At 44.5% G+C, this 25,002-nt stretch carries 14 protein-coding genes; 5 read left to right on the forward strand and 9 right to left on the reverse strand.

Annotated features, from left to right (window positions below; genetic code table 11):
* Positions 1–7: 7 nt before the first annotated feature.
* The 6 genes from QZ918_RS01690 to QZ918_RS01715 all read right to left on the reverse strand — a co-directional run bounded on the left by QZ918_RS01690 (position 8) and on the right by QZ918_RS01715 (position 14,127).
* A complete protein-coding gene (locus QZ918_RS01690; protein WP_293330314.1) occupies positions 8–184 on the reverse strand; it encodes a hypothetical protein in 177 nt (58 codons plus the stop codon).
* The gene (locus QZ918_RS01695) at positions 181–3,339 is read right to left on the reverse strand and encodes a PAS domain S-box protein (protein WP_293150005.1); all 3,159 of its coding nucleotides are present in this window, start codon (positions 3,337–3,339) and stop codon (positions 181–183) included. The genes QZ918_RS01690 and QZ918_RS01695 overlap by 4 nt, the downstream gene beginning before the upstream one ends.
* On the reverse strand, positions 3,336–3,734 hold the full coding sequence (locus QZ918_RS01700; protein ID WP_293150007.1) for a response regulator: 399 nt from the start codon (positions 3,732–3,734) through the stop codon (positions 3,336–3,338). The genes QZ918_RS01695 and QZ918_RS01700 overlap by 4 nt, the downstream gene beginning before the upstream one ends.
* A gap of 52 nt (positions 3,735–3,786) precedes the next feature.
* Positions 3,787–6,360 (reverse strand): CBS domain-containing protein, encoded by a 2,574-nt coding sequence (locus QZ918_RS01705; RefSeq protein ID WP_293330317.1) that lies wholly within the window; start codon positions 6,358–6,360, stop codon positions 3,787–3,789.
* Positions 6,361–6,769: 409 nt separating this feature from the next.
* Positions 6,770–12,856 carry a trifunctional serine/threonine-protein kinase/ATP-binding protein/sensor histidine kinase gene (locus QZ918_RS01710; protein ID WP_293330320.1) on the reverse strand — a complete coding sequence of 2,029 codons (6,087 nt, stop codon included), beginning with the start codon at positions 12,854–12,856 and terminating at the stop codon, positions 6,770–6,772.
* A 146-nt stretch (positions 12,857–13,002) separates the two neighbouring features.
* Positions 13,003–14,127: an RNA-guided endonuclease InsQ/TnpB family protein gene (locus QZ918_RS01715; protein WP_367275168.1), complete on the reverse strand. Its 1,125-nt coding sequence runs from the start codon at positions 14,125–14,127 to the stop codon at positions 13,003–13,005.
* 1,449 nt (positions 14,128–15,576) lie between these two features.
* On the opposite strand from QZ918_RS01715, the gene sds reads away from it, so the two are divergent.
* A complete protein-coding gene (gene sds, locus QZ918_RS01720; RefSeq protein ID WP_293330323.1) occupies positions 15,577–16,548 on the forward strand; it encodes a solanesyl diphosphate synthase in 972 nt (323 codons plus the stop codon).
* A gap of 502 nt (positions 16,549–17,050) precedes the next feature.
* Here the strand turns inward: sds and QZ918_RS01725 are convergent.
* Entirely contained in the window at positions 17,051–17,515 is a 465-nt protein-coding gene (locus QZ918_RS01725; protein WP_293330326.1) for a hypothetical protein, read from the reverse strand.
* Positions 17,516–17,979: 464 nt separating this feature from the next.
* On the opposite strand from QZ918_RS01725, the gene QZ918_RS01730 reads away from it, so the two are divergent.
* The 4 genes from QZ918_RS01730 (at position 17,980) to QZ918_RS01745 (ending at position 23,200) form a co-directional block, all read left to right on the forward strand.
* Positions 17,980–18,123, forward strand: coding sequence for a hypothetical protein (locus QZ918_RS01730; RefSeq protein WP_293330329.1), 144 nt, complete (start codon positions 17,980–17,982; stop codon positions 18,121–18,123).
* A 33-nt stretch (positions 18,124–18,156) separates the two neighbouring features.
* Complete coding sequence (gene hetZ / locus QZ918_RS01735) at positions 18,157–19,338, forward strand: heterocyst differentiation protein HetZ (RefSeq protein WP_293150019.1); 1,182 nt, start codon at positions 18,157–18,159, stop codon at positions 19,336–19,338.
* A complete protein-coding gene (locus tag QZ918_RS01740; RefSeq protein WP_293330332.1) occupies positions 19,331–20,404 on the forward strand; it encodes a hypothetical protein in 1,074 nt (357 codons plus the stop codon). Before hetZ ends, QZ918_RS01740 begins: the two co-directional genes overlap by 8 nt.
* 402 nt (positions 20,405–20,806) lie before the next feature.
* Positions 20,807–23,200, forward strand: coding sequence for a transglutaminaseTgpA domain-containing protein (locus QZ918_RS01745; protein ID WP_293330335.1), 2,394 nt, complete (start codon positions 20,807–20,809; stop codon positions 23,198–23,200).
* A 532-nt stretch (positions 23,201–23,732) separates the two neighbouring features.
* Here the strand turns inward: QZ918_RS01745 and QZ918_RS01750 are convergent.
* Together QZ918_RS01750 and QZ918_RS01755 are read right to left on the reverse strand one after the other, a co-directional pair.
* Entirely contained in the window at positions 23,733–24,347 is a 615-nt protein-coding gene (locus QZ918_RS01750; protein ID WP_293330338.1) for a type II toxin-antitoxin system PemK/MazF family toxin, read from the reverse strand.
* A gap of 4 nt (positions 24,348–24,351) precedes the next feature.
* Positions 24,352–24,834 (reverse strand): type II toxin-antitoxin system antitoxin SocA domain-containing protein, encoded by a 483-nt coding sequence (locus QZ918_RS01755; protein WP_293330341.1) that lies wholly within the window; start codon positions 24,832–24,834, stop codon positions 24,352–24,354.
* Between the last annotated feature and the right edge of the window lie 168 nt (positions 24,835–25,002).

Genomic DNA, 25,002 nt, shown 5'->3' on the forward strand with positions numbered 1-25,002 from the left:
ATAATTATCAAAGATAGTTTAGCCGATCGCCCAGGAGCAAGTTTAGCAATAGTCGATCGACCTCAACCATCAACAATCCCGAACCCGCCCCTCTCCCCTCGAACCTCTCCCCTCTAACCTCAACATCCGTTAAATCCGTTACATCCGTTATAAAATCCGTTGCCGAACTTCCTTCTTCCCTCAAACATTTCTAAATTCCTCAATCAAATCAATAATCCGATCGCACCGGAAGTTATTCGCCAAATCGGCAATCGCGCTGCGGTAACCAGCATCAACAGGAGGAATCGACAACAGCAGCCGAAAAATCTCCTCGTTATCAACCGAATCCGCCGCCTCGTACAACTCATCAACCCATTGGAGAGGCATAGCTTCAAAAAATGAAGAATTCAGCGCAACAGGCAAAGGAGCCGTCACAGTCGGCGCCGAAACGTCACCACCAGCAACAGGATCGGAACTTAGCGAAGCTTCTCGATCGTAAACATAGCGGACACCCAGATACTTAGCCATCTTTTCCAGAATGACTTGTTCCCGAAAAGGCTTAGCGACAAAATCATCGCACCCAGCAGACAAAATCACCGATCGCTCTTCATCAAAAGCACTCGCCGTCAGAGCAATAATCACCGTTGCTTGACCCTTCAAATGCGCTTTAATCTGTTTAGTAGCTTCGTAGCCATCCATCACCGGCATCCGCATATCCATCCAAATCAAATGAGGTTCCCAACTCGACCACACGGACAAAGCTTCAACGCCATTTTCAGCCTGCCGCACAGTAAAACCGAGAGATGACAGCATTCTCACCAGCAACAAACGGCTTTCCAGGCGATCGTCCACAGCTAAAATGCGGTATTCCGGCTGTCCGGGTTCCAGGCCCACAACGCGACGAGTTGTTTGAGCAACCTGAATTTCCACTGCATTAGGGAGCGAAACTTTAACATCAAATCTAAAAATACTGCCGTTAGCGACGCTGCTTGTCACCGTCATTTCTCCTCCCATTAACTCAACGAACTGTTTGCTGATCGGCAAGCCTAAACCAGTTCCTTCATGAGCTTTTCTTCCGCTTTCTGTCTGAGCAAAAGGCTTAAACAAACTATCCATTTCTTGGGCAGAAATTCCCGCCCCCGTGTCTTCCACTTCAAAGAGCAAGCAGCAATTTGCGATCGGCCCAATCTCTTCGTTATTTCTGTTTGACAACAGCTCATGTTTGATTCTCAAGTTAACACCACCTTCTGCCGTAAACTTGATCGCATTTCCCACCACATTAATTAATACTTGACGCAACTTACTTTCATCTGTTTCTACATATTGAGGGAGGTTGGGCGCAGCATCACAAATTAACTGCAACCCTTTTTTTTCGGCTTGCAGCTTCAGCATATCTTCAGTATTTTCTAGCATTCTGTGCAAGTCGAAGGTGCTGTTATTGAGTGTCACCAGCCCGACTTCGATTTTTGACATTTGCAGAATATTGTTGATCAGATCGAGCAAATGTTCCCCGCTGCGGCTAATAATTCCTAAATATTGCTGTTGGTCACTACCGAGGGCTGCGTCGCGCGCCAGCAGTTGACTGAAACCGAGAATCGCGTTGAGGGGAGTTCGCAATTCGTGGCTCATATTCGAGAGAAATTCACTTTTAGCCTTGTTGGCTCTGTCGGCTTCTTCTTTGGCTTTTTGCAGCGATATTTCTGCTTGTTTGCGCTCAGTAATATCGCTGGCTGTGCCTGTGGTACCGATGATATTTCCTGCTGCATCCAATCGCGCGATCGCCTTTGTATTGACATCTATCTGCCTGCCGTCTTTCCCTAATACTATACTTTCGTACTGAAACACAGCATCTCCCGTCAGCAAGTGCTGCTGAAGTTCTCGGTTCCGGTCTATTTGGGCAGGCGCCAAGAAATCGCTAAAAGAATAGCCTAGCATTTCTTCCGGCTCATAACCGTAGATTTGTTTGACAGCTTGGTTGACAAAAGTCAGGTGTCCTTGGGCATCGCAAGACCAGATAATATCTTGGGAAGTTTCAACTAAATGACGGTATTTTTCTTCGCTTTCTGCTAATGCTATTTCCGCCAGCTTGCGGGCAGTAATGTCCATCAAAGTTGTGAAGAGTTTAGTCACTTGCCCTTGTTGGTTGACAACTACTTCTCCTTTGGATTCAATGTAGCGGATCGAGCCGCCTTCACTTGTCTGTGACGGGCAAGTATCCGCAGCAATTGTCGGTTCCGGGCGCAGGATGCGATATTCCAAACTGTAGGATTTGCCGCTAGCAATAGCAGCGTCGATCGTTGTTTGCCATTTTTGGCGATCGTCCGGATGCACGTATTGTGCAAATTCACTTAGTGTTGGCGCAGCCTCGGTTGCATCGAGATCGAAAATATGAGATAATTCTTCCGACCAAGTAGTTGTATTGGCAGAAAAATCGCATTCCCAATTGCCGACGCGGGCGATTCTCTGCGCTGCTGCTAAGGATGCAGCTAGAGCCCGGAGTTTTTCTTCTGCCAATTTGCGATCGCTAATATCTTGAATCACAGAAATCACGCAGGTTTCGCCGTGAATGTCAATGATTTCAGCAGACACCAGCCCGGTTCTGAGTTCCCCAGTTTTCGTGCGCCAATCAAATTCGTAGTTACGAACAATTTTTTGTTCGTCTAACATTGCAAACAACTTGGCGCGGGCTGGTTCGCTTTCCCAAAGATTCAAATCAAGCGCCGTGCGATCGATAATTTCTGCTATCGAATAACCAATTGTCTGACAAAAAGCCTCATTGACTTCTAAATAACGACCGTCTTTAAGTCGGGCAATAGTAATCGGGTTGGGAGAAGAACGAAAAGCTTTAGCAAACTTTTCCTCAGACAAGCTCAGTTGTGCAGTCCGCTCCTCAACTAAAGTTTCCAATTCTTGATTCAGCTTTTGGAGTTGAGCATTTTGTTCCCCTAATTGCTTCTCCATAAAATAGCTGTTGACCGCTTCTTTTAAGGTCAACTTCAAATCTTCTGACTGCCAAGGCTTAGATATGTAGCGGTACAATTTAGCATATTTAATAGTATTCGCCACAGCTTCGAGGTCTGCTTGCCCCGTCAGCATGATTTTGATGGTTTTTGGTGAAATTATGTGAATCTGCTTCAGTAATTCGTCCCCTTTGATATTGGGCATCAGGTAGTCGGAAATCACAGCCACGATTTCGCAACCCTCTTCCAGCAATTCATCTATCAACTCTAAAGCCTCTTCGCCGCCTTCGGCTGTTTCTAATAAATGTTCTTCTCCTAGGGCTTTTTTTAACTCAATCTTCAAACTTTCAAGAATGATCGGTTCGTCATCCACGCAAATAATCACAGGTTTATTGTTCATATTTTTGCTAAACCAGATTTTATAGTTTCTACTAATTCTTGACCGTCCCACGGCTTGTACAAACAGCGGTGCAAGTTTGCCTGCTCTTTCACCCGTTCTATTGCTATTTCGTCAGCTTGCCCGGTCAGCATAACTTTCACAATATTGGGATATTTTTGGTGAACCCGGATCAAAAATTCATCTCCTTTAAGACCCGGCATCAACCAGTCAGATACTATGACCAAAATATCGCTTTCCTCTTCTCCTTGAATTTCCTCAATAATTTCGAGAGCTTCATCGGCATTTTCTGCTACTTCATAGAGGTAATCATCACCAAATTCTTTTTTCAGTTGAATCTTCAAGCTGTTTAAGATTACAACTTCATCGTCAACACACAAAATTACTGGTTTTGGCATAAAATTTTACTCTTTTTTTATTTTAAAATGGACGGGCAGATTGAGCCAAATTTTAATTTCTCTCAGTGATTTCGATAGGCAAGGATACAGTAAATTTGGTTTGACCTGGCACGCTTTCTACTTGCAGTTTACCTTGGTGTTTTTTAATGATTTTATGAACGATATCCAATCCCAAACCGCTGCCTTCTCCAGGAGGTTTAGTAGTGAAAAATGGCTCAAAAATTCTAGGCATAATCTCTGGAGGAATGCCGGGGCCGCTGTCGGTAATACTGACTGATATTGCGTTATCTTGGTGTTTGACCTCAATTTTTAACATTCCTTTGTTGCCCATCGCTTGTAAAGCATTATGAAGCAAATTTGTCCAAACTTGATTTAGTTCATCAGGATAGCATAGCATAGAGGGTAAATCATTACCATAATTCCTGACGACTTCCACACCATGTTTGATTTGGTAGTGGTAAAGCGTTAAAACAGTATCAATCCCGTCGGTAATATTGGCGATCGCCTTGGAACCCGACTGGTCGTAACGAGAATAGCTTTTCAAGGCAAAAACAATTTTGGCTGCCCTATCTGTCGCAGTAACAATATTTTTAGTGCTTTTTTGTACCGTAGCAAATTCGTAAGCGGTTTGTAAAATATTTGGACTTGCGCTGTCTTTCAACAAAGGTAAAAAACGTTCGAGATTATTGCAAATACCAATATCTAACAAGGTACAAGCAAGGCTGTCAGCGTCGTCAATTTTTTCTAATTCTAATTGCCGCTGCAAAAGTTTTTTCAACTGACGTTTTTCTTTGCTAGATAAGTTGTCTGTTTCCGTAGTTGAGTTGTACAGCAGGGCAAAGAAATCCTGCTGCCGTTCCGGAGATAGTTGCTTGAAAAATATCGGTAACTGGTGCAATTGTTCGGCCCAGAAGTCGGCGATGTTCTGCACCGAGGAGCGAATCGCCCCTAAAGGAGAATTGATTTCGTGGGCAACTCCGGCAATTAACTGTCCGAGGGCTGCCATTTTTTCTGATTGAATCAGCTCTTGTTGAGTGCGCTTCAGTTCTTCTAGGGTATGAGCTAATTCTACATTTTTTTTGCACAGCGCTGACTCTGCTAGTTTGCGGGCGCTGATGTTGCGGGCAACCCAAATCACTGCATCTTTTGAGAACAGAGAAATACAGGCGGAAAACCAAATTTCGCGATCGCCAACTGTTAAACTGTAGTCGAAATTGAGGGTTTGTTGCGTCTCTAGCACTTGCTGAACTAGCATCCACCAATCATCGGGGTTGTCGTCGTCAAAAAAATGTTCGACCGTCAGGCTGACTAGATCGCAATCCGGCTCATAAACTGCCGCCGTATTAGTCGGCAAAACCTCTATGTTGCCATGAATATTTAGTACGAGAACGATGTCTGTCATCGCTTCAAAAACAGCACGAACTTTGGTTTCAGAAAAGTGTAATTTTTCTTCTAGCAATTTGCGATCGCTAATTTCTTGCTGTAATTCTTGGTTGCTGGCTCCTAGTTGAACCGTGCGCTCTCGAACTCGCTGCTCCAGTTCGGTGTTGAGGCGGCGCACTTCAGCTTCGGCGGTGGCGCGGTCTTGTATTTCCTTCTTTAATTGACTGTTCGTGTTAATTAATTCTACAGTACGCAGCTTAATTTGCTCTTCTAAGTTTTCATTTAATAACCGCAACTCTTCCTCTATTTCGGTTCTGCGAAGCGCTTCTTTTTGCAATTGTTCGTTCACTTTTTTTAACTCCAGGATATTTTCGGCAACTGTTTCCTGCAAAAGCTCGACATTCGCGTGCATTTCTACCGGGTCTAAGGCTTGCAGCAGGCTACTTTGGGTGATAATTCCGGCTAAATATCCTCCCTCGTCCACCACCACCAAGCGCCGGATGTGGCGATCCTGCATGAACTGGTGAGCCTCCCACAATGTGGCTTTTGCCTGCAACTGCATCAGGGGAAAACTCATGGCGGTGGCGGCCATCGTGCCAGCGAAATCGAGTCCGGCAGCTTGGAATTTAACAATGTCCCATTCTGTAATGATGCCGACTGGTTTCTGATTTTTGTTGTCGGACTCATTGCAAATGACTATGCAGCTTTTGCGGTGAGTTGCCATCTGTTTTGCCACTTCTAAAACTGAGGTGTTAGTTGAGGCAACTCTTACTTCTGCGGTCATAATTTCTTCGGCGCGCCGCATTTGCAGCAAGTCGCCCGGTTTCAGGATTTGACGGATGCTTTCTCCGGTGATGGCGCCCAGCAAGTTTCCGCTGTTGTCTGTGACGGGCAAGTGACGGATTTTTGTCGTTAGCGCAGCCCTCGAAGAGGATCGCAATATACTCAATATTTTGAAGATATTCCCCGCTTTATCCAGGGAAATGGCGATCGGCTTTTGTGTCATTACCTCAGAAATTGTCATCCCTGCTAGCGGCATTTCGCTCGCAGTGATTTTCACAACATCGCGCTCTGTAAAAATTCCCATCAGTTGCCGATCGAACGCGATTAAAATGCAACTAGCCCTCGCCTGAGTCATGGCGGCGATCGCGACTTTCAAGGGTGTATCAGGAGGGAGTACCGGCGGTTTGCGGTCGATCGCCTGTTCTAAGAAGCTTTGGCTATCAGAAACTGTTATTGACATGGGCAAATCAAGGGGGAGATGCAGGTGGAACCGGCAATTAATGCCATTTTAGCTTTGAGCTTTGACAATGGCCGCACCCTGACCGCGATCGAAGTCTGACATCCGTCTCATACCATTTTAGATTTGAGAGTTTAGATTTGAGATTAAAGAATTGAAGAATTGGAAATCATCGCCGATCGCATAACGGTTTGGAACACTGGCCTAATTTCCATTTTAGTTTGACCTTCCAAAAAATGGATACCGTCCCACCGACTCAAGTCATAGAGCACGAAAAATTTTAGACTCCTGTTCAAGCTCCCAGATTCACGGCACTACAACTAAATCTAAATTCTCAAATCTTAAATCGAATGACATCGGTCTAGAGTGGCATTTTTGGTCGCGACTCGGTAAAATTTCTAGTGCTATAGCGCTAAACGGCGATCGGAATTGACACGATAAAGCTCGTTTGACCGATCGCAGATGTTACTTCTATATTACCCGAATGTTTTTCGACAATTTTCTTAACAATATCCAGTCCCAAGCCGCTGCCTTCTCCGGCGGGTTTTGTGGTAAAGAAGGGTTCAAATATTCGCGGCAAAATTTCCGGGGGAATTCCTGTGCCGTTATCCCTAACGCCCACCAACAGGATCTGATTTTCTACTCTAACATCTACTGTTAAAATTCCGCAATTGTTCATTGCTTGTAAAGCATTGTGAATCAGATTTGTCCAAACTTGATTGAGTTCGTCTGGATAGCACAGCAATTCCGGCAGTCCATCTTGATAATTCCTCACAACTTCTACTCCGTGTTTGAGTTGGTTGTAATAAAGAGTTAATATAGTTTCAATTCCCTCAGTAATATTGGTGATAACCTTTTCTCCCGTAGAGTTAGAGCGAGAATATGCTTTTAGGGCAAAAACTACTTTTGCAGCTCTATCTGTAGCTGTGATAATAGTATTCGTACTTCTTTGCAAAGCAGTAAATTGATAGGCTTGCTGTAAAATATCCGAGCTAGTGGGGTCTTGCAGCAAAGGCAAAATTGATTCGATATTGTCGTAAATGCCGATATCAACTAAAGTGTCAGCTATTGTTTCTGAATTTCCCACAGAATTGTTTGATAGCTGCTGGATCAAAGCTCTTTTAAACTGGCGTTTTTCTCGGTTAGAAAAGAGCATCGCCTGCGACTGGTATTTGGGGAGCAGCGTCAATAAATCAGAGTAACGTTCCGGGGACATTTTGTGGAAAAAATCCGCGATTTGGGCCAGATTTTGATTGAAAAAATCGGCTAAATTCTCGATCGACGATCGAATCGCACCCAGGGGAGTATTGATTTCGTGAGCCACACCAGCAACTAGCTGTCCCAATGCTGCCATTTTTTCGGATTGAATGAGTTCTCGTTGCGTTGCTTGCAGGTGTTGCAGGGCTTCCGAGAGTTCTCTGGTGCGATCGGCTACTTGCATTTCCAAGGTTCTGTTGTACTCTGCTACCAGTTTCTCAGCTTGTTTGCGATCGGTGATATCGCTGAAAGCAGTAATCGCATAGACAATATTGTTTTTGTTGTCAAAAATCGGTTGCGAGTGCATTTCCAAAGGCACAATCTTCCCATCTCTGCGGACTTCTAAATTATCGGCGATCGCACTTTCGCCATTGAGAGCTCGCCAAGCCGGCAGTTGTTGTTCAGAACAGGGGCTTTCCATTCCTGATATATAAATTTCAGAAGCTGATATCAACTCTTCACCTGTAGCTGACGGCGCCAAAATTTGATCCAGCAACCGCTGTCCAGTTTCATTGATGTAAGATACCTTACCCTGGGGATTAAGTACAGTTATTCCCACAGGTAAAGCTTCTAAAAACTGCGTCAACTTGCTCTGACTTTCCCGCACTTCTGCGTAAAGTTTAGCATTAGCAATAGAAACAGCAGCCTGCGTCGATAACAGTTGCAAAACCTCTACCCTGTCATCAGTAAAAGCACTCGTAGTGAGATTGTTCTCTAAATAAACCATCCCAATTAATTGACCTTGATTCAGCAAGGGCGCGCACAATATAGATTGAGAATTATGTCTGACAATATACGGATCGCGCGTAAATCTTCCTTTGTTAGCTGCGTCACTTTCTACAACATTTTGTTTCCTACGAGCGACATAATTAATAATGGAAACAGGCAGGCACTTTTCAGCAGGAACCGACTGCAAAACATCCACGCGGTCGCCATCTAATTTTCCCGAAGCTTCTACCAAAAACTTACCTCGGCTTTCCAAAATCAAAAAACCATTTTCTGCCCCCGCATTTTGCAGCATAATTCTCATCAACTTCGCCAGCAACTTGTCCAGCACAATCTCGCTAGCGATCGCACCAAAGGCTTTCATCACTGCCGCCAAATCAAAAGTTTGGCCCGAATCGTGGCTGCTGGAAATATTAGTAACTGTAGCGCTGTCGCTGGTAATGCTAGTTGACACTGGAATTCTGATTAAAAATTGGGGATACTGTGTTTCCAAATCCTCAACTTTAGCTTGAGCTCCCCAGTGAGTGTAACCATAGTGAGCATCAGCCAAATAAACTCGTGCAATCTTCTCTTTTCCCCAACCGATATAGAACTTAGCTGCAAGTTCGTTAGCGAGAGCTTCTTCGTTAAGATATTCGTTTTGCTTCGCCAAACCAATCGCGCGATCGTACTCCTCCATTGCCTGAAAATTATCGCCCAAAACCCGATATTTCTCAGCCTCAACCAGATGAAATTTGTGCAAGTGATTCATGGGGGCGCGTGCAGCCCATGTCTGCATTTTCTTTTGGTTTTCTCCTACTCTTTCGAGCAGCATCTCTCTCTCCAATACATCCGCCTCAGAACAAGCAGCTAGTGCAGCCAAAGAATCATAAAAATGGAACACCGGCACAGTTAAAAAACCAGTTCCTCCCATTAAACCTTGTCTAAATTTACCTGCATTTTCCAGTGCTTGGCACAAATCCCCGAATAAATAACACAGTATGAGCTTGTGCAAATAAAAGTAATGTATTCCCGTGCGATCGTTCGCTTTCGCCAGCAACGGTAGCAGATGCTCTTCTTCGCAAGCTGTCCCCGATAAATTGCAAGGATTCTCTGCTTCACCCAGCAAGTTAAGCACCGCTTGATGAAATATTTGATTGCACTGCAAGTTGATTGATTGCTTGAGTTGAGCCAGCAGGTTGCTAGATTCAGCAATTTCGACTTTTAGATTTGTAAGTTCTTGCCCTACCAAATAAGCATATTGAGATTTTTGTTTTGCACAATAAGCGACAAACTCAAAATCTCCGTTTTTGAGTGCACTTTGATAGCTTTCTCGGAACATTGGCAGGGTTTCCCTGACATGATATTTGCTGTGAGCGATACAAGCTGCTACTATATATAATATCTTCCCTCGGAGGCTTTTTGCATTGAACATTGATGCTAAGTTTAAAGCCAATTCCCCTAACTTATTTGCCGATTCAATGTCTTGAGATGCGTAGTTCATAACTACGCCCCAAGCTGCGTAGAAAAAGGCAGAAAGCGGTGAATTTCCATACTGAATACATGAATTAATCTGTGACAAAACCAACGGAGTTAATAGTTGAGGATCGCAGTGAAATACCGCAGGAACTATGCTTGCTGCGATCCGCCTTGCTGCCAGTTGTTCGGGAGATGTCATCAAAGGCAGATTAATTAAGTCTTCGATCTTCTTTCCGGCTAATTTTGCCGCTGTTTGCTCTAATTCCCACTGAATGTTTAACTCGCTAGGATTATCGGAAAAAGTTACGCCAAATTGTGCTAGCACTTCTCTGGCGATCGCGATCGCTTCTGGCTGTCTCCTCTGCACGATATAAGCTTGAATTTTTACCTCATAAACTTTGATTTTGTCCAGCAGAGTTCTGCCTTGTTGCAGCACAGTCCCAGCCAACTGTTCCATCAGCTCAAATGCGCCGCTAAAGTACGCTACCTCAACGGATTCTATATAAAGATTTAAAGTTAACTCGTACTGATTTTCCCAGCTCGAATCTGCCAGCAATTGACGGCTGACATTTAAATACATCACCGCAGCAGCATAAGCGGCAGCAGCCTTAGCTTTTCTGCCAGCAATCAAATTAAAATTAGCGATTCGATCTCGCTGTTCCTGAGTAAATGTCGGTGTTAAATCTAAACCATTTTCTATGCCAATGTTAATCTGATCGACTATTTTAAAGATATCATCTGTCAGCGAATTTTCCTCCGTATTTTTCCATAAAAAGCAACCTATTTGCCAGTGAACTATTTTTTTATGGTCCTCGTCAATCAAAGCATAAGCGGCTTGTTGTACTCGATCGTGCAAAAACTTAAAATTCACAGTTAACAGCTCGGCATTTACCTCAGAAACTGCTAAAATCAAACCAGATGCCAGTGCTGCCTGGAGGTCAGCAAACACTAACTGAGGAGACTTTTCGCAAATCGCAGACAGCAGGTGCAAATCAAAATCTATTCCCACGCAAGCTGCTAAGCGTAAAATTTGCTGCGTTGACTCTGGCAGTTTTTGCAATTTGCCAATCATCAACTCCACCACATTATCGGTAATTTCCATCTCCTCAATTTGAGCTAGATCCCACTGCCAGCCGGCTTGAAATTCGGCGCAATTATTGACATAATCTGAGGCAGAAGTTGCGAATGAGGTAGCATCAAAAGTCAACTGTGGACAGCTAGGAAAACTAAAATTTATTAAGTTTTCGGAGTGCAGCATTTTCAGGAATTCGCTAACAAAAAAAGGATTGCCCCCTGTTTTTCGTTTCACCAATGCTGCTAGGGGTGCTGCTGATTTTTTGTCGCTGCGTAATGTGTCAGCAATCAAATTAGTAATATCTGCTATTTCCAACGGAGGTAAGGTAATTTGATTTACCGTTGCTCCCTGTTTTCGCAATTCTGCCACAGCCACCATCAAAGGATGAACAGGACTGACATCTCTGTCGCAATATGCTCCAACAATCAATAAATATTCGGGCTGTACTAGAGATAAATTCTCAAGGGTTATTGGTTGGAAAATTTCAATATTTTCGTGGTTTTGGCTGGTCATTGAACCCGCCACCATTAGTTGAATTAATTTGAGGCTAGCGGAGTCAGCCCACTGCAAATCGTCTAGAAAAATAACTAAGGGATGTTTCTCTGAAGAAAATACCCGCAGAAATTGGATAAATACTAAGTTAAAACGATTGGTAGCCTCATTTGGATCTAACTCTGGCACAGCAGGTTGTTTGCCGAGAATCAATTCTAAATCCGGCATCACATCAATAATTACTTGAGCATTTGGTGCAAGAGCAGCTAAGAGTTTGGCGCGCCAGTGCTGAAATCTATGTTCGCTTTCTGCGAGAATTTGTTGCAGAAGTTCTTCGCAAGCTTTGACTAGGGCACTGTAAGGAATTCTTGGCTGCGATTTGTCGAATTTTCCGGCGATTGAATAGCCTTGCTTTTCGATGATTGGCTGGTAAATTTCTTGTACCAGCGATGACTTTCCTGTACCGAAATCACCTGCTACTAACATCAACTCTACACGTTTTTGCCTGGAAAGTTGGGGGTCATTGTTGGTGATTCGTTCAAAGGCTGCCAGTAATGTTTGAATTTGTGTTTCGCGTCCGTACAGTTTTTGCGGAATTTGAAATTTATCGGAAATATCTTGGTTGGCTATGGAGATTTCTGATATTGTACCGTGGGTGTTTAATTGGTTGAGACATTCTTCTAAGTCTGCTTTGATGCCCCAAGCACTTTGGTAGCGGTCTTCTGCGTTTTTGGCTAATAATTTGGCGACGATATGAGAAACTGCTGCGGGAATTTGTCGATCGACTTCGGCGACCGGTTTTGGCTGTTTGGCAATGTGGCAATGTACTAATTCTAGGGCACTACTGGTTTCAAACGGCAGTTGGCCCGTCAGCATTTCATAGAGAGTTGCGCCGAGAGAGTAATAGTCGGTGCGATAATCTAGGCTGCGGTTCATTCTGCCAGTTTGTTCTGGAGAGATATAGGCGAGAGTGCCTTCTAGAATATGGGGATGCTTGAGGGTGGGTTGTTCGGTTAATTTGTCGGGCGCGAAGACGCTGGCTATCCCAAAGTCAATGATTTTGAGTTGGTTGGTGCTGGGATTGAAAACTATGTTGGCAGGGTTGATATCTTTGTGTATAATATTGGCGCTGTGAATGTCGCCCAAAATGTCAGCTATTTGAATGGCAAAGCTGAGAGATTCGGATAGAGTAAAGGGGCGAGAGTGCATCAACCTTTTCAAAGATTCTCCTCCGAAGTCTTCGAGTACGATCGCCAAAGTGCGATCGTACTGTTCTAAGCTGTAAGCTTGGACGACTCCTGGGTGATTTAAGCTGCGGATGATGTCATATTCTTGCTTGTGACGGGCGAGTGCAGCCGGGGTGGGGTACTCTTGCTTGAGTATTTTGAAGATTACGCGCTGACTGTCGGCCGATCGCACGCCCCGGTAAACTAGAGATCGATCGCTTTCATAGATTTTCCTGAAAATTTTGTAGCCTGGAAAGTGAAGCATAACCGCAGAATCTTAGAGAGCAGCAGCGTTTATCCTAGTTTGACAAACCTCTACCTAAAGGCGAGAGGATTCTTGCTTCATTGGGATTCCGACGAATTTACTTGCTAGCAAGCATCTTCACCGTATGCCCTACGGCTGCAAGTCCTCTAATTAGAACTAAAGCGAGCTGCTGCAACATCTCTATCGGTTGTATAACCGCAATTTGAGCAACTATGAGTACGCTGGGCAAGCTCTTTTTTGCCTGTTGCGACACCGCAATTTGGACAAATCTGACTGGTTTTCTTCGCATCCACTTTTTGGAAGTACACCCCGCGTTTCCAACAGGTTTGTTCCAAAATAGTGAAAAATTGACCCCATCCAGCGTCTAAGCAGTGCTTGCCCAGCATCCCTCTAGATAGTCCAACTAAATTTAAGTCCTCAACGAATACCATCCCCACATCATTGCAAATTTGATGAGAGATTTTGCGATGCCAATCTTTGCGACAATTAGCAACGTATTCATGCAAAAGAGCAACTTTTTTTTGAGCTTTGCGCCAATTATTTGAGCCAATCTGCTTTTTACTTACACGTTTTTGCAGCAATTTCAGCTTGCGTTCTGCGTCTATAAAAAACCTTGGCCGCTTGACTAAAAGACTGTTAGAAGTTGCTATGAAATTCGTTAGTCCGACATCGATTCCTAGGGGATTTCCGTGTGGCATTACCTCGGGAATTTTTACGTCCCATGCAACGGTCAGCATTACATACCAGCCGGATGCACGATTTACTACCCGTGCCTGCTTAATAATTCCACCATCGGGAATCGTTCGAGATTGCCAAAATCTTACCCAACCAATTACAGGCAGTTTCACACTACTATTTTGAATTGGGTTTAAACTTAGTTGTGGAAACACAAAAGACCTCATAGTTCCCCTTTTTTTGAATCGGGGAAATCCGTGGTTTTGTTCCCACATACTTACAAATGCCTTTTCTAGTCGGCGCAGCACTTGTTGTAAAGCTTGAGCATTAATACGTTGTAATGCAGGGCTGGTTTTCCTGTATGCAGTTAAGGCTTTACATTGAGTTGAGTAAGTTGGTCTGGGCGTGTCAGCTCTGATGATGAATTCCGAGCGAAGGGAACAAGCGTCAATCCGACATTTTCGCGAATTATACCAATCTTTACGTTCTTGCAGGGCATAATTATATACCTTGCGACATTGTTCCAACCAATCCTCAAATATTGCTACTTGTGTTTTTGTTGGTTTCAATTTGAATTCATAAGTCAGATTGAACACTTGCATCACCTCCTTGTTTGATTTTACTAGATTTCTACAAAATGGCAAGAAGATTTATAGAATAAAGTCGTCCTGGAAGGACGAGGCTCTAACCCCCTAATTTTGGTAGCGATTGATATGTGTTCGCAGCTACCGCCACCAATATTTTCAGACTTGCCTGTGACCCACATTCGGCACCCGCCTAGCGGTAGACAGTATAATTATTCATAATAATAGCTGTTTAAGGTAATAAGTGATACCTTTTAAAAAAAATATATCCGTTAATATACGGTATAAAAGTATAATTTATAGATTAATGGCTAGATAAAAATAAGTAAAAACCGATTGTGACAGTTGATGGTAACGAATGTATCTGCCAGCTCTAAACCACGACCTTCATCAATCATTCGCCAATGTTCAGTGTAAAATCTAAAATCTAAAATCAAATAACCCTGCCTTTGTACGCAAGCATTCAAGGCAGGGTTATTGTTGAATATTCGGAATTCTGAGCGAGTAGTCCATGGCGGGCGAGGCCGGATTCGGCTGCCAAGCATTGCACTACTCGCCCAATCGAGTTATTTTAGAGCTACGTTCGGCCAACATCAGCACTATATAAATAGTCATTACATAACCGGCGGCTAGAATGGGAATAATTAGAGGAATATCGCGATAAATCATAATTAGAACCAAAAGTCAAGGACGAGGAGGAGGACGGGACAAGTTCAAGACCTACTACATTAAGTCAGCACGCAAGACTATGCCTTGGTTCTGAAGGCTACTTTTCCATATCAGGCTTGCCGAAAAACTTAGGCGTTCCCGGTGAGTCGATTTGAGATTTTCCATTTTTCGATTTTAGATTTACTCGGCAGATAAATCTGGGAGCTTCAACTAAGATCTAAAATTTTGGGCTACCCACGACAATTGTCGTGGCTTCTACCCGTTTTTGGGCGAGGTCAATAATGATTTACTGCTTTACAGATGCTGGAACAGCGTAAAACCATCCACTTTAGCTGCTTTGAGCTACCGTGCACATCTCATGCGCTAGTCTTAACTCCTGAAAATTTTTAGCCACAAGGAACTAAAAATCTGTCCCAGAAATTTTCGCTGCGATCGACTAACAAGGCTGGCTCTACGAAACTCTTACAGGCATCTGAAAGCTACCTGCCAGCCAGGCTCAATTACAGCCTGTGCTTAATGTATAGAATTGTTTAAATCCTTAATACCTATGATAACACAGGGTTTCTGGGATTTAGTTATTTTTTGGCAGTGTACTTAACAATTCGATACAATAGGGGCAACCCCTCTGCCAGCGGGTCATTCACCGGAGGTAGTGGGGTGACTCTTAGCCCCTAGCAGATGACAAATAACTGCCGATCGGCTAGATTTTTCTTCCCTATTGCAGAGAATTGTCTTAAAATAAAGATATGATATGTAAAATTTTGTTACTTTACGGCTTGAGTCGGCGTATCCATGATCTCTAGCACTCTCCTATTTTCCTCGGTTGAAGAAGACCTGCGACTGTTGACAGAAAACTTAAAACAGTTAGTGGGTGCCCGTCATCCCATCTTGTACGCGGCTGCAGAATACTTATTCGGCACAAAGGGAAAACGGGTGAGACCCGCAATAGTCTTGTTGATGGCCAAGGCGACGATGCCCGATCGGGAAATCACCGAAAAACACCGCCGCCTCGCGGAAATCACAGAAATGATCCACACAGCCAGTCTAGTCCACGACGACGTGGTGGACGAGTCGGATCTGCGACGGGGAGTACCGACAGTACACAGTCGGTTTAACAACCGAGTGGCAGTATTGGCGGGAGATTTTCTGTTTGCTCAATCTTCGTGGCACTTGGCAAATCTGGACAACCTGCCAGTAGTCAAACTGCTTTCAGAAGTGATTATGGATTTAGCTGAGGGCGAAATTCAACAGGGACTAAATGGATTTGACACCAGTTTGTCGATCGCAGCGTACTTAGAAAAAAGTTATTACAAAACAGCGTCTTTAATTGCCAACAGCTCTAAAGCAGCGGGCTGTTTGAGCGAGGTTTCAGCAGAAATAGCAGATGATTTGTACAACTACGGTCGCAACATTGGTTTAGCATTCCAAATAGTAGATGATATATTGGATTTCACTGCTTCAACGGAAACTTTGGGGAAACCCGCAGGCTCGGATCTGATCGGCGGTAATCTGACAGCACCAGCGCTATTTGCCCTAGAAGAAAAGCCTTATTTGGAAGTTCTGATAGAACGCGAATTCGCCCAAGAAGGAGATCTACAGCAGGCTCTGGCACTGGTACACGAGTCTAGGGGCATAGAGCGATCGCGAGAACTAGCAACAAATCACGCACAAAAAGCTGTCGAATACTTAGCTGCGCTACCCCATTCAGAATCCCGTCAAGCCTTGATTGATTTGGCAGATTACGTTTTGAGCCGGCTGTATTAGAGGTTAAAAAGTTGCACTTTATTGGTAATGGGTAATTGGTGTAAACAACCAGGTCAAATGTAGTCCCAGACTGCTTTGACGCTGAGGCCCAGATCCCCCCTAACCCCCCTTCTTAAGCAGGGCGGTTTTATTGTCGTCAGACAAATTAGGTACGTAGTTGCGATCTTTGCGCTCTTTCTTAATCCTATAAAGAGCGCTTTCATCGCAACTACGTACCTTGGCCGATCGCGCGAGCCGACCTTTGAGCGATACTTTTGGTAGTTTTATATCTCCTATCCTGACAATTAATCCACCCTGCCTAACCCCCCTTCTTAAGGGGGGAACAAGAATTTTCTCAAAGTCCCGCTTATTTAGGGGGATTTAGGGGGATTTAGACTCAGCGTCAAGCGAGATTTATCAATGGTTTCAGTCTTAAGTTGACACTAATTGGTAATGGGTAATTGGTAATGGGTAATACCCGAGGCCTAATGCCCGATCGCCAATTAATAACAAATTGATTTGTTTAAGCAATATCCGACGGTGGAGCCGATCGATACTGTTGCAAGTAAACATTTATTAAGTCCTGCACTTGTCGGCGAGGGATTTCCACCCCGACTTCTTGATTGCCGGGATTTTCAAAAAAAACAATACTGTCGAGACCTTCAAGAGCAATCATCTGAAATAAAATGTGAGTGACAGGCAACTGTACGGGCTTGACGCTCCCGCCCCCAGCCGCCGCAGCGGAGGACGCATCTTTAAGAGTGGGAAAAGCATAAATCACCTTCTTCTCCCGTCCTGGTTGCTTGAGATTGCTCAAAACCACGATCGCCCAACTTTCGTCTACCGATTGCAGGATCGAGTATTCGAGGTGCTGTAGCTGTTGGGCAATTAAAACCAGCGCTGGGGCGATCGCCTCTAAGATTTGTGGCGTCGAACCGTCAGGCGGAGCTTGCTCGATTAGTGCTTGAATCTGTAGATCTAAATCCATCAGTGAGTTAATTGGAAATTTGAGTTTAATAATGTCAGGGTGACAGGTGCAGGTGCAAGTATGTAATACTTAGCACTGCCCCATATTAAGCTAAAATGCGAAATCTGAAGTCCCATAAATTTGATTAGACCTCTTGCAAAAGTATTTTTGCGGTGTTGTTTGCATTAATTCTTGTTCAGTGTTCCCTGTTCCCTGTTCCCTATTCCCGACTTTTGCAAGAAGCCTATTGATAAATATAAAACATATACCCAAATATAGCCTTTTTTCGCAAAAATTCTGCATTTTTTAGATTAATTCACGCTTGACCCTTCAAAGTCAAAAAATATTGCGTCTCGTCCTCGATTTAATTGATGCGGGTGTCGGTGGCGGATCCAAATTTTATACTTATGTACGAAAAAAAACGGTTTCTGCTAAAAATTATCTCGTCCTCACCACCAAAAACCCCTGGTTAAACCTGGTTGGTGGTGGATAGTACATCCGGGACACATCAAGAAAAAGCAGCCGTCACTGTTTTTGTAGAACCGGAGATCGAGGGCATTGCAGTTTGTCCTGTGCCGGAAATACCGGAGCAAGTAGCGGTAGAAAAAAAATCTCCATACTGCTACTAACTGTGCTAATTTCAATGTGAGCTGTAAACAATCATGCGGGAAATCTGCCAGAGCGTGGAAACCATATTTCAACTGCTGTTAGACGAACTCAAAAAGTCCACTCGCGCATCTGAGCAAAACTGCCAAGATGTAGCAGGGCGACTCGCAGCAGAAGTCAACAGGATATGCACAGAAAGTCAGCGAATTCAAAACTCGGGAGACATAGAGGGTTCAGCCCAGAGCCTAGCTCAGCACCGCTTGCAACAATGCCTCCACTACTATAGTTTAGGCTCCGGGCCCGGGCGAGTAGAATTGCACAGTACCCTCAGCGCGATCGTCTATCGCTACATCACCCCTCCACAGGTGCAGTCTAGCTATCAGGCGCGAGTAGAACTGATCAAAGATTTCTTGCAAGGATTTTATCTGGAAGCTTTAAAGGCATTCCGGCGGGAAACCCAACTGCCACCTACCTACAGTCCTCGCACTCGCTTAGAACTAGCAGAGTACATGGCCTTTGTAGAGCGTTTTGGCAAGCGGCGCATTCCCTTGCCTCGCAACCGGAGCCAGCAACTAATTATTTTGCGGGCCCAAACCTTTTCCCAGCAGCAACCCAAAGAAACCTCGGTGGATATGGAACAAGCCGCCGATGGAGGGGCTTCAGATTCCGACCAAACTTGGAACGACACGTCGGTGCACTCCGTGCGGGAAGCCATGGCAGGACAGGGTTCCTCGGCAATTCGCCCCCAAGGCGAAGAGTCAGAATCTCTGCGGCAAAATGTGATTGATGAATTAGTGGCGTATTTGAAAGAGCGCAACCAACAAGAATGCGCTGATTATTTCATATTGCGCTTGCAAGACTTGCCGACTAATGAAATAGAGTCGCTTCTAAACATAACTCCCCGTCAAAGAGACTATTTGCAGCAACGCTTTAAGTACCATTTGCTCAGGTTTGCCATGTCGCACCGCTGGGAACTGGTTCACCAGTGGCTGGAAGCAGACTTAGATAAAAATCTGGGTTTGCTGCCTTCCCAGTGGCAGATCTTTGGCGAGCAAATCGGCCCAGAGGGTCAGCGTTTGTTAAAGTTGAAGCAACAGGGTCTGTCGGAGTCAGCGATCGCGCAAACCCTCGGCAGCACGGTAGCCCAGGTACAGAAACGGTGGTTTAAATTACTCGAACTTGCCTGGGAATTACGAAATCGTTCAGATTCCGGAGAAGGGGCATCTAGTGATGAATAACGAAACGAACAGGGATGCAGAGGCTTTCGAGCGCCATTTCTTAGACTGGGTATTGCAGGCGCCGATCGAGAATGCCTCTAGCGAAGATGAGGAGAGCTTCAATCTGCCCCCTTATTCAGAAGAGTGGGGCAACGAAGACAATTCTGGGGTGGAATACTGGGAATGGGACGAACCAGACCCGCTGGATTATCAAGTGAGGGCGCACAGCAATGCACCCGCACAACCGCTGACAATTGGAGATATACCGACCGTGCAAGACCGTTTTCAGACCTTGTTAAAAGAAAGGCTTAGAGCCGAAATCGAATCCAACCCGCCTCTGTTCCCCTGGGAAACAGAAATTAAAAGTTACGACCACGACTACCCAGACGATGTAGCCCCCCAATGGGTTCCCCCCCTACATATCTGGACTCCCCAACTACAAAATATTAGATGGGGTCGCCTGCCAATTCCGATCGCCCAAGGGGTGTTTGCTCAACTGCTAGAACCTTGTCAGGAATTGGTCATGTCGTCACTGCGGGAAGGAGCAAAGTTAGTCCGTGCTGTAGATAGCTTGTTTCCCGACCAATCTCAGGAACTTAACGAATTAGCTGGTATCGTACTCCTGGGTGCGACAAGAGGAATTACTGCTTCAGAAGTAGAAGATTTACCGAATTACTCCGAGGCAACTACCGATCAACAAATGCTCATGTCGCTGTTGGCCGCCCGAGAAATCCTTGACTCTCTAACTTTGAATTGTCCTGTAAATCAGCCGCCGGTTTGCCGAGAATGGTTGACAGCTTTGGGTTCGCTGACTCTGCAAGCTCAATATCTGTCCCACCGCAATACAGAACCACCAAGGCCGTGTTTGAGAGTTGAATGCGAATTTCCTGGGGGAGGAAGTTTGGAACTCAAGGGAGGAGATGCTGAAGCAACTGCACACCGTCCGAATTCGGGGCATTTAAGTGTGGAGTTGTTTGACCCGCAACCGGATAAGACTTATGCTTTAGAAGTTCGATTCCAAAATTTCGAGACCAGACCTCTGATGTTTGCTATTCGTCCAACTTTGGAAGAACAAGATAGCAACTAGAATAGTAAAATTAGAGTAAATAATTGAGATTTTTACTCTGCGGTTTGACCTCACACAAAAGACGGATGCAATCTGCCGAATTCTGTCATGGAAAGCCAAAAAATTTAGATAGTAGTTCAAGCCCCCACATTTATATGTGGAGTGAATCTAAAATCTAAAATCTAAAATCAACTGAATTCTGTTGTGGAAAGCCAAAAGTTTTAGATATTAGTTAAAGCCTTCCTAGATTGAGAAGATTAATCTGTGGAGTGAATCTAAAATCTAAAATCGACTGACTTCTGTCGTGAAAAGCCGAAAAAATTAGATTTTAGTTAAAACCGTCTCAGATTAATCTGTGGAGTGAATCTAAAATCTAAAATCTACAATCTACAATCTACAATTGACTGAGTTGGATGGGTGCACATGACAACTGATAACCTGCGAAAGATACCTGTTTTGGGTAAGCTGTGGGAGCAGATTGAGGCCATGCCTCCGCCGGTGATTGAGGATTCTTTACTGCTGCGAATCCTGGTTCAGTTGTTGGTAATTGTGGGCATTGTGGCGACAGATGTTGCTGCTGAAGAAGCGCTGAACCTGTGGGCTGTGCCTGTTAGCATTGTGGGGGCAACTTGGAGTTGGTACCGCCGCCGCGATCGCAATGTGGCTGCTAAGTTCTGCATAGCTATTGCCATGCTGGTGGCGCTGTTCGCTTTTTTTGCCCGTTTGATAGGAGAGTTGAACGATACTCGGTTAGTTTTGGCGCAACTGTTAATTCACATTCAAGTGCTGCACAGCTTCGATTTGCCCCGCCGCAAAGATTTGGGCTATTCGATCGTGATCGGGTTGATTTTGTTGAGTGTAGCGGCGACTATCAGTCAAACGCTGACTTTTGGGCCGTTGCTAGTGGTGTTTTTGGCTTTAGCGCTGCCGACTTTGGTGTTGGATTATCGATCGCGCTTGGGACTTTCCAAAGCAGACGATAGCAAGCAGAAAGTAGAAGGTGCAGCCAAAAATAAGAACTGGTCACTATTTGCTGCTACTCTATCCCCCAAGTATTTTGGTTGGCTGCTAGCGATCACTGTTGGGTTGGGGCTGGCTATTTTTGCGTTTTTGCCGCGCCTCCCAGGCTATCAGTTGCGGACTTTTCCTGTCAGTGCTCCCATTGAATATCAGGGGGAATTTGACTCGCGCAGCATTTTAAATCCGGGGTATGTCAGAGGGGGAAACCAACAAGGGACTGGCGGAGGAAGGGGGAGAAACCCAGATACAGGGCCAGGAGAAGTGGACTCTACTTTTTATTACGGTTTCAATCAGCGCATCAATCAGAATTTGCGGGGGGAAATGAAACCGCGAGAGGTGATGCGGGTGCGATCGCAAGCGGCGGGTTTTTGGCGGGTGTTGGGCTTTGACAAGTACACTGGTCAGGGTTGGGAAATTTCTCGCAACGAACAAGCTCAAAAGGTTACTAGACCTAGCTGGTCTTATCAATTTTACCTGAATCCATTTCCTAATGCGCCTCGGACTCAAGAGGTGATTCAAAGTTATACTATTATTGCTCAGTTGCCGAATTTGATTCCGGCTTTAAACAAACCAAAGGAACTTTATTTTCCAAGTCCAGAGGTGGCGGTTGATGCGGAGGGGGGTTTGCGAGCGCCTGCGGAATTGGGAGAGGGCGTGACTTATACGGTGATTTCTAATGTGCCTTTCCGCGAGCGGGCTGAGTTGAATAAAACTGGTACAGATTACCCGAAAAACATTCGCAAATTCTATTTGGACGTGCCGCCGAAAATTGCAGCCAAGGTGCGGGCAAAAACTGAGGAAATTTTGCAGGCTAGAACTAGGGTATCAAAGTCGGAAAGAGCGATCGATTCTCCCTACGAAAAAGCTTTGTACTTAGCTCAATACTTGAAGCAAAACCCTAATTATAAAATTGAAAAAGCCTTGCCTTATTTAGAAGAAACTGAAGATTTGGTTGAGGGTTTTCTGTTTGGCTATCAAAACACCCAGGATGGCAAAAAAGTGACTGGTGGATATCCAGATCACTTTGCGACGGTACTGGCAATTATGCTCAGATCGATCGGGATTCCGGCGCGAGTGGCTGGCGGTTTCGACACGGGGGAGTTCAACCCGTTTACTGGTTTGTATGTGGTGAAAAATACCGACGCTTTCATGATGACGGAAGTATATTTTCCCAATTACGGCTGGTTTGGTTTTAATCCGATTCCAGGTTATCCACTGATTCCCGCTTCGGTGGAAGATAACCAGACTTTTAGCGCGCTGGAATCGTTTTGGAAGTGGATCGCGGGTTGGCTGCCGACGCCTCTGAGAAGCGGATTAGATTCAGTCATCGGTTTTGTAATTCGCTGGATTAGTTTGATTGTGGGCTGGTTTTTGGGGCAGTTTGCGAAGGGTTGGGTTGGGTTGTTTACTGGGTTAATTAGTGCGATCGCATTTGGCTTCATTGGCTGGTTAATGTGGCAAGGGTGGCGCAAGTGGCGCTACCGGCGCTGGCTGGGTAAGTTGCCAGCAGTAGAGGGGGTTTATCAGCAAATGTTGCAGGATTTGGCGAGTCGGGGATTTCCCAAGCAGAAAGCTCAAACGCCTTTGGAGTATGCTGAGGCAATGCGCGGCCATCATGCAACCGATGAAGCTGAGGTAATTGAGGAAGTTTCGCAAGCTTACGTGCGGTGGAAGTACGGTGGCGAAGCGGGAAATTTGGATCAGTTGCGGCGGTTGGTGGATAATTTAAGGCGATCGCACTTAAAGAAACTGAAAAACCGCTGGTTGTCAAAATTCGCAACCCCCAACGTCAGGTAAAGGTTCGTAGTGAGGACTTTAGTCCTTCTTAAAGGTTCGTAGTGAGGACTTTAGTCCTTCTTAAAGGTTCGTAGTGAGGACTTTAGTCCGCAAGTAAAAGTTCGTAGTGAGGACTTTAGTCCGCAAGTAAAAGTTCGTAGTGAGGACTTTAGTCCGCATCAATCAGAGGACTCACATTCCCAGCGATCGAACCGATTGTATTAGGGTTTATAATCCCCATTCCGCACCCCTGGAAAACCTAGGAAAAATAGATATTGCAATTGCTTCGTCCCTCGCAATGACAATTTATAACTCGATACGGTTTGGTTAATTCTCTTCTCTCAGAAATGAAGAAGTTTTATCTCTCCGTGGTTGGGATTATATTCTGTGGCTAAATTAAGTGCAAGTTCAGAGATAGTTTATATTATATCATGTTCGGTCGATTGACTGCAATAAGTAAGGTTCGTAATGCGGACTTAAGTCCGCATTACGGCTGCGGACTTAAGTCCGCACTACGAACCGTTTTTGTAATGGTAATCGACGGGAAATAATATTACCATAATTCTAGATCGCTTATGACTTTTTCTAAATCAATCTTTTTCGTCATATCCTTCGGCAAATAATCAAAGACTTTCTCTAAAACTTCCACAGACACATTGTTCATCAACCAATCATCACTAGAATTATTCCCAAGATTCAAAAAATACTTTAAACGTTCCTCTATCGACTCCTTATCTCCTTTATCCACTTGTCCGACTCGATCGAGCCAATTCCCTTGGGAGTCCTTAAAACAATTAGCATCAACTGTACATATCTGATGCACTAAAGCCAATGAATTGCGATCGAGACCATTTTTGCTAGTCGAGTTAATCGGGTATGCTGTTGGCAAACCTTTGCAAATTGTTTGGAAAGTTAAGGGAATCACCGTAAAAGTCTGCAAGCATTCAGACTGCTCTTGAGATTGGTCAATTTCCCAAAAGAGATAATGATGCTCTCCCCGCAAAACCCTACGAGAATTAATTATTAGTTTACAATCAACTGTCTTGCATTCCATCTCGTCTGGTTCGTTTAGATCGTAAATGCGATCGTGATTGCGTTGGCAACGAAGAGATACTTTTTGGGGATTTACTAAATAAATCCAACCTTGGCGAGGTGTTTTTCCAGCCACATTATCACCCTAATTCATTGATTAATTTTTGTCTTTCTGTCTCAAGATTCAGCCTCACCACTTGCTCTTGTTGATGGCTATCTTTAACCTCCATCATTGGCGCAGTGCTGTAGATATACTTTAGTAACTTCTGGCTTTTCTCCTGTCCTGAACCTGCCCATTCTCTGCGAATGTTTTCCAGCATTAGTTTTAGTCCTACGGGCAATTCTAGATCGTCGATATTACCTGCTTCGGCACCAAGTCGGATAAATATCGTTTCTCCCACAAATTCTTGAACAATTGTTTTGCCATTCATTTGATTTAAGGCGACAATTATGTTTTCGTTCCAAGGGCTATAGTGATAATAACGCCAATTGAGCTGCGTAAGTTGTTTATTTGTCCACTTGACAGCATAAAGATCGGCTAAATATAAGAATTTGATTAATTGGTTTTTTGTAATGTGGCCTTTGGTGCTGTAAACAAAATAGTTGATGAGGGTTTCTAGCATGGCTTTGATTCTTGGTAGGGTGCGTCGCTATAAAAATTAATTAATTCCATCGATAATCTGATTGCGACGCACCTTACGACAGTTGCGAAAGACTAAAAGATAGGGTTGTTTATTCAATTGTTGAATAAGTAAGGTGCGTCGCTATGAGATTGTCGATTTTGAGCGAGG

The sequence above is a fragment of the Microcoleus sp. CAWBG58 genome (assembly GCF_020883045.1).
Taxonomy (GTDB): Bacteria; Cyanobacteriota; Cyanobacteriia; order Cyanobacteriales; family Microcoleaceae; genus Microcoleus.

Coding starts and splice junctions, on each gene's coding strand:
- QZ918_RS01740 (WP_293330332.1), top strand. CDS start 19,331: ATGAATAACGAAACGAACAGGGATGCAGAGGCTTTCGAGCGCCATTTC.
- QZ918_RS01725 (WP_293330326.1), bottom strand. CDS start 17,515: ATGGATTTAGATCTACAGATTCAAGCACTAATCGAGCAAGCTCCGCCT.
- hetZ (WP_293150019.1), top strand. CDS start 18,157: ATGCGGGAAATCTGCCAGAGCGTGGAAACCATATTTCAACTGCTGTTA.
- sds (WP_293330323.1), top strand. CDS start 15,577: ATGATCTCTAGCACTCTCCTATTTTCCTCGGTTGAAGAAGACCTGCGA.
- QZ918_RS01745 (WP_293330335.1), top strand. CDS start 20,807: ATGACAACTGATAACCTGCGAAAGATACCTGTTTTGGGTAAGCTGTGG.
- QZ918_RS01700 (WP_293150007.1), bottom strand. CDS start 3,734: ATGCCAAAACCAGTAATTTTGTGTGTTGACGATGAAGTTGTAATCTTA.
- QZ918_RS01705 (WP_293330317.1), bottom strand. CDS start 6,360: ATGTCAATAACAGTTTCTGATAGCCAAAGCTTCTTAGAACAGGCGATC.
- QZ918_RS01695 (WP_293150005.1), bottom strand. CDS start 3,339: ATGAACAATAAACCTGTGATTATTTGCGTGGATGACGAACCGATCATT.
- QZ918_RS01710 (WP_293330320.1), bottom strand. CDS start 12,856: ATGCTTCACTTTCCAGGCTACAAAATTTTCAGGAAAATCTATGAAAGC.
- QZ918_RS01755 (WP_293330341.1), bottom strand. CDS start 24,834: ATGCTAGAAACCCTCATCAACTATTTTGTTTACAGCACCAAAGGCCAC.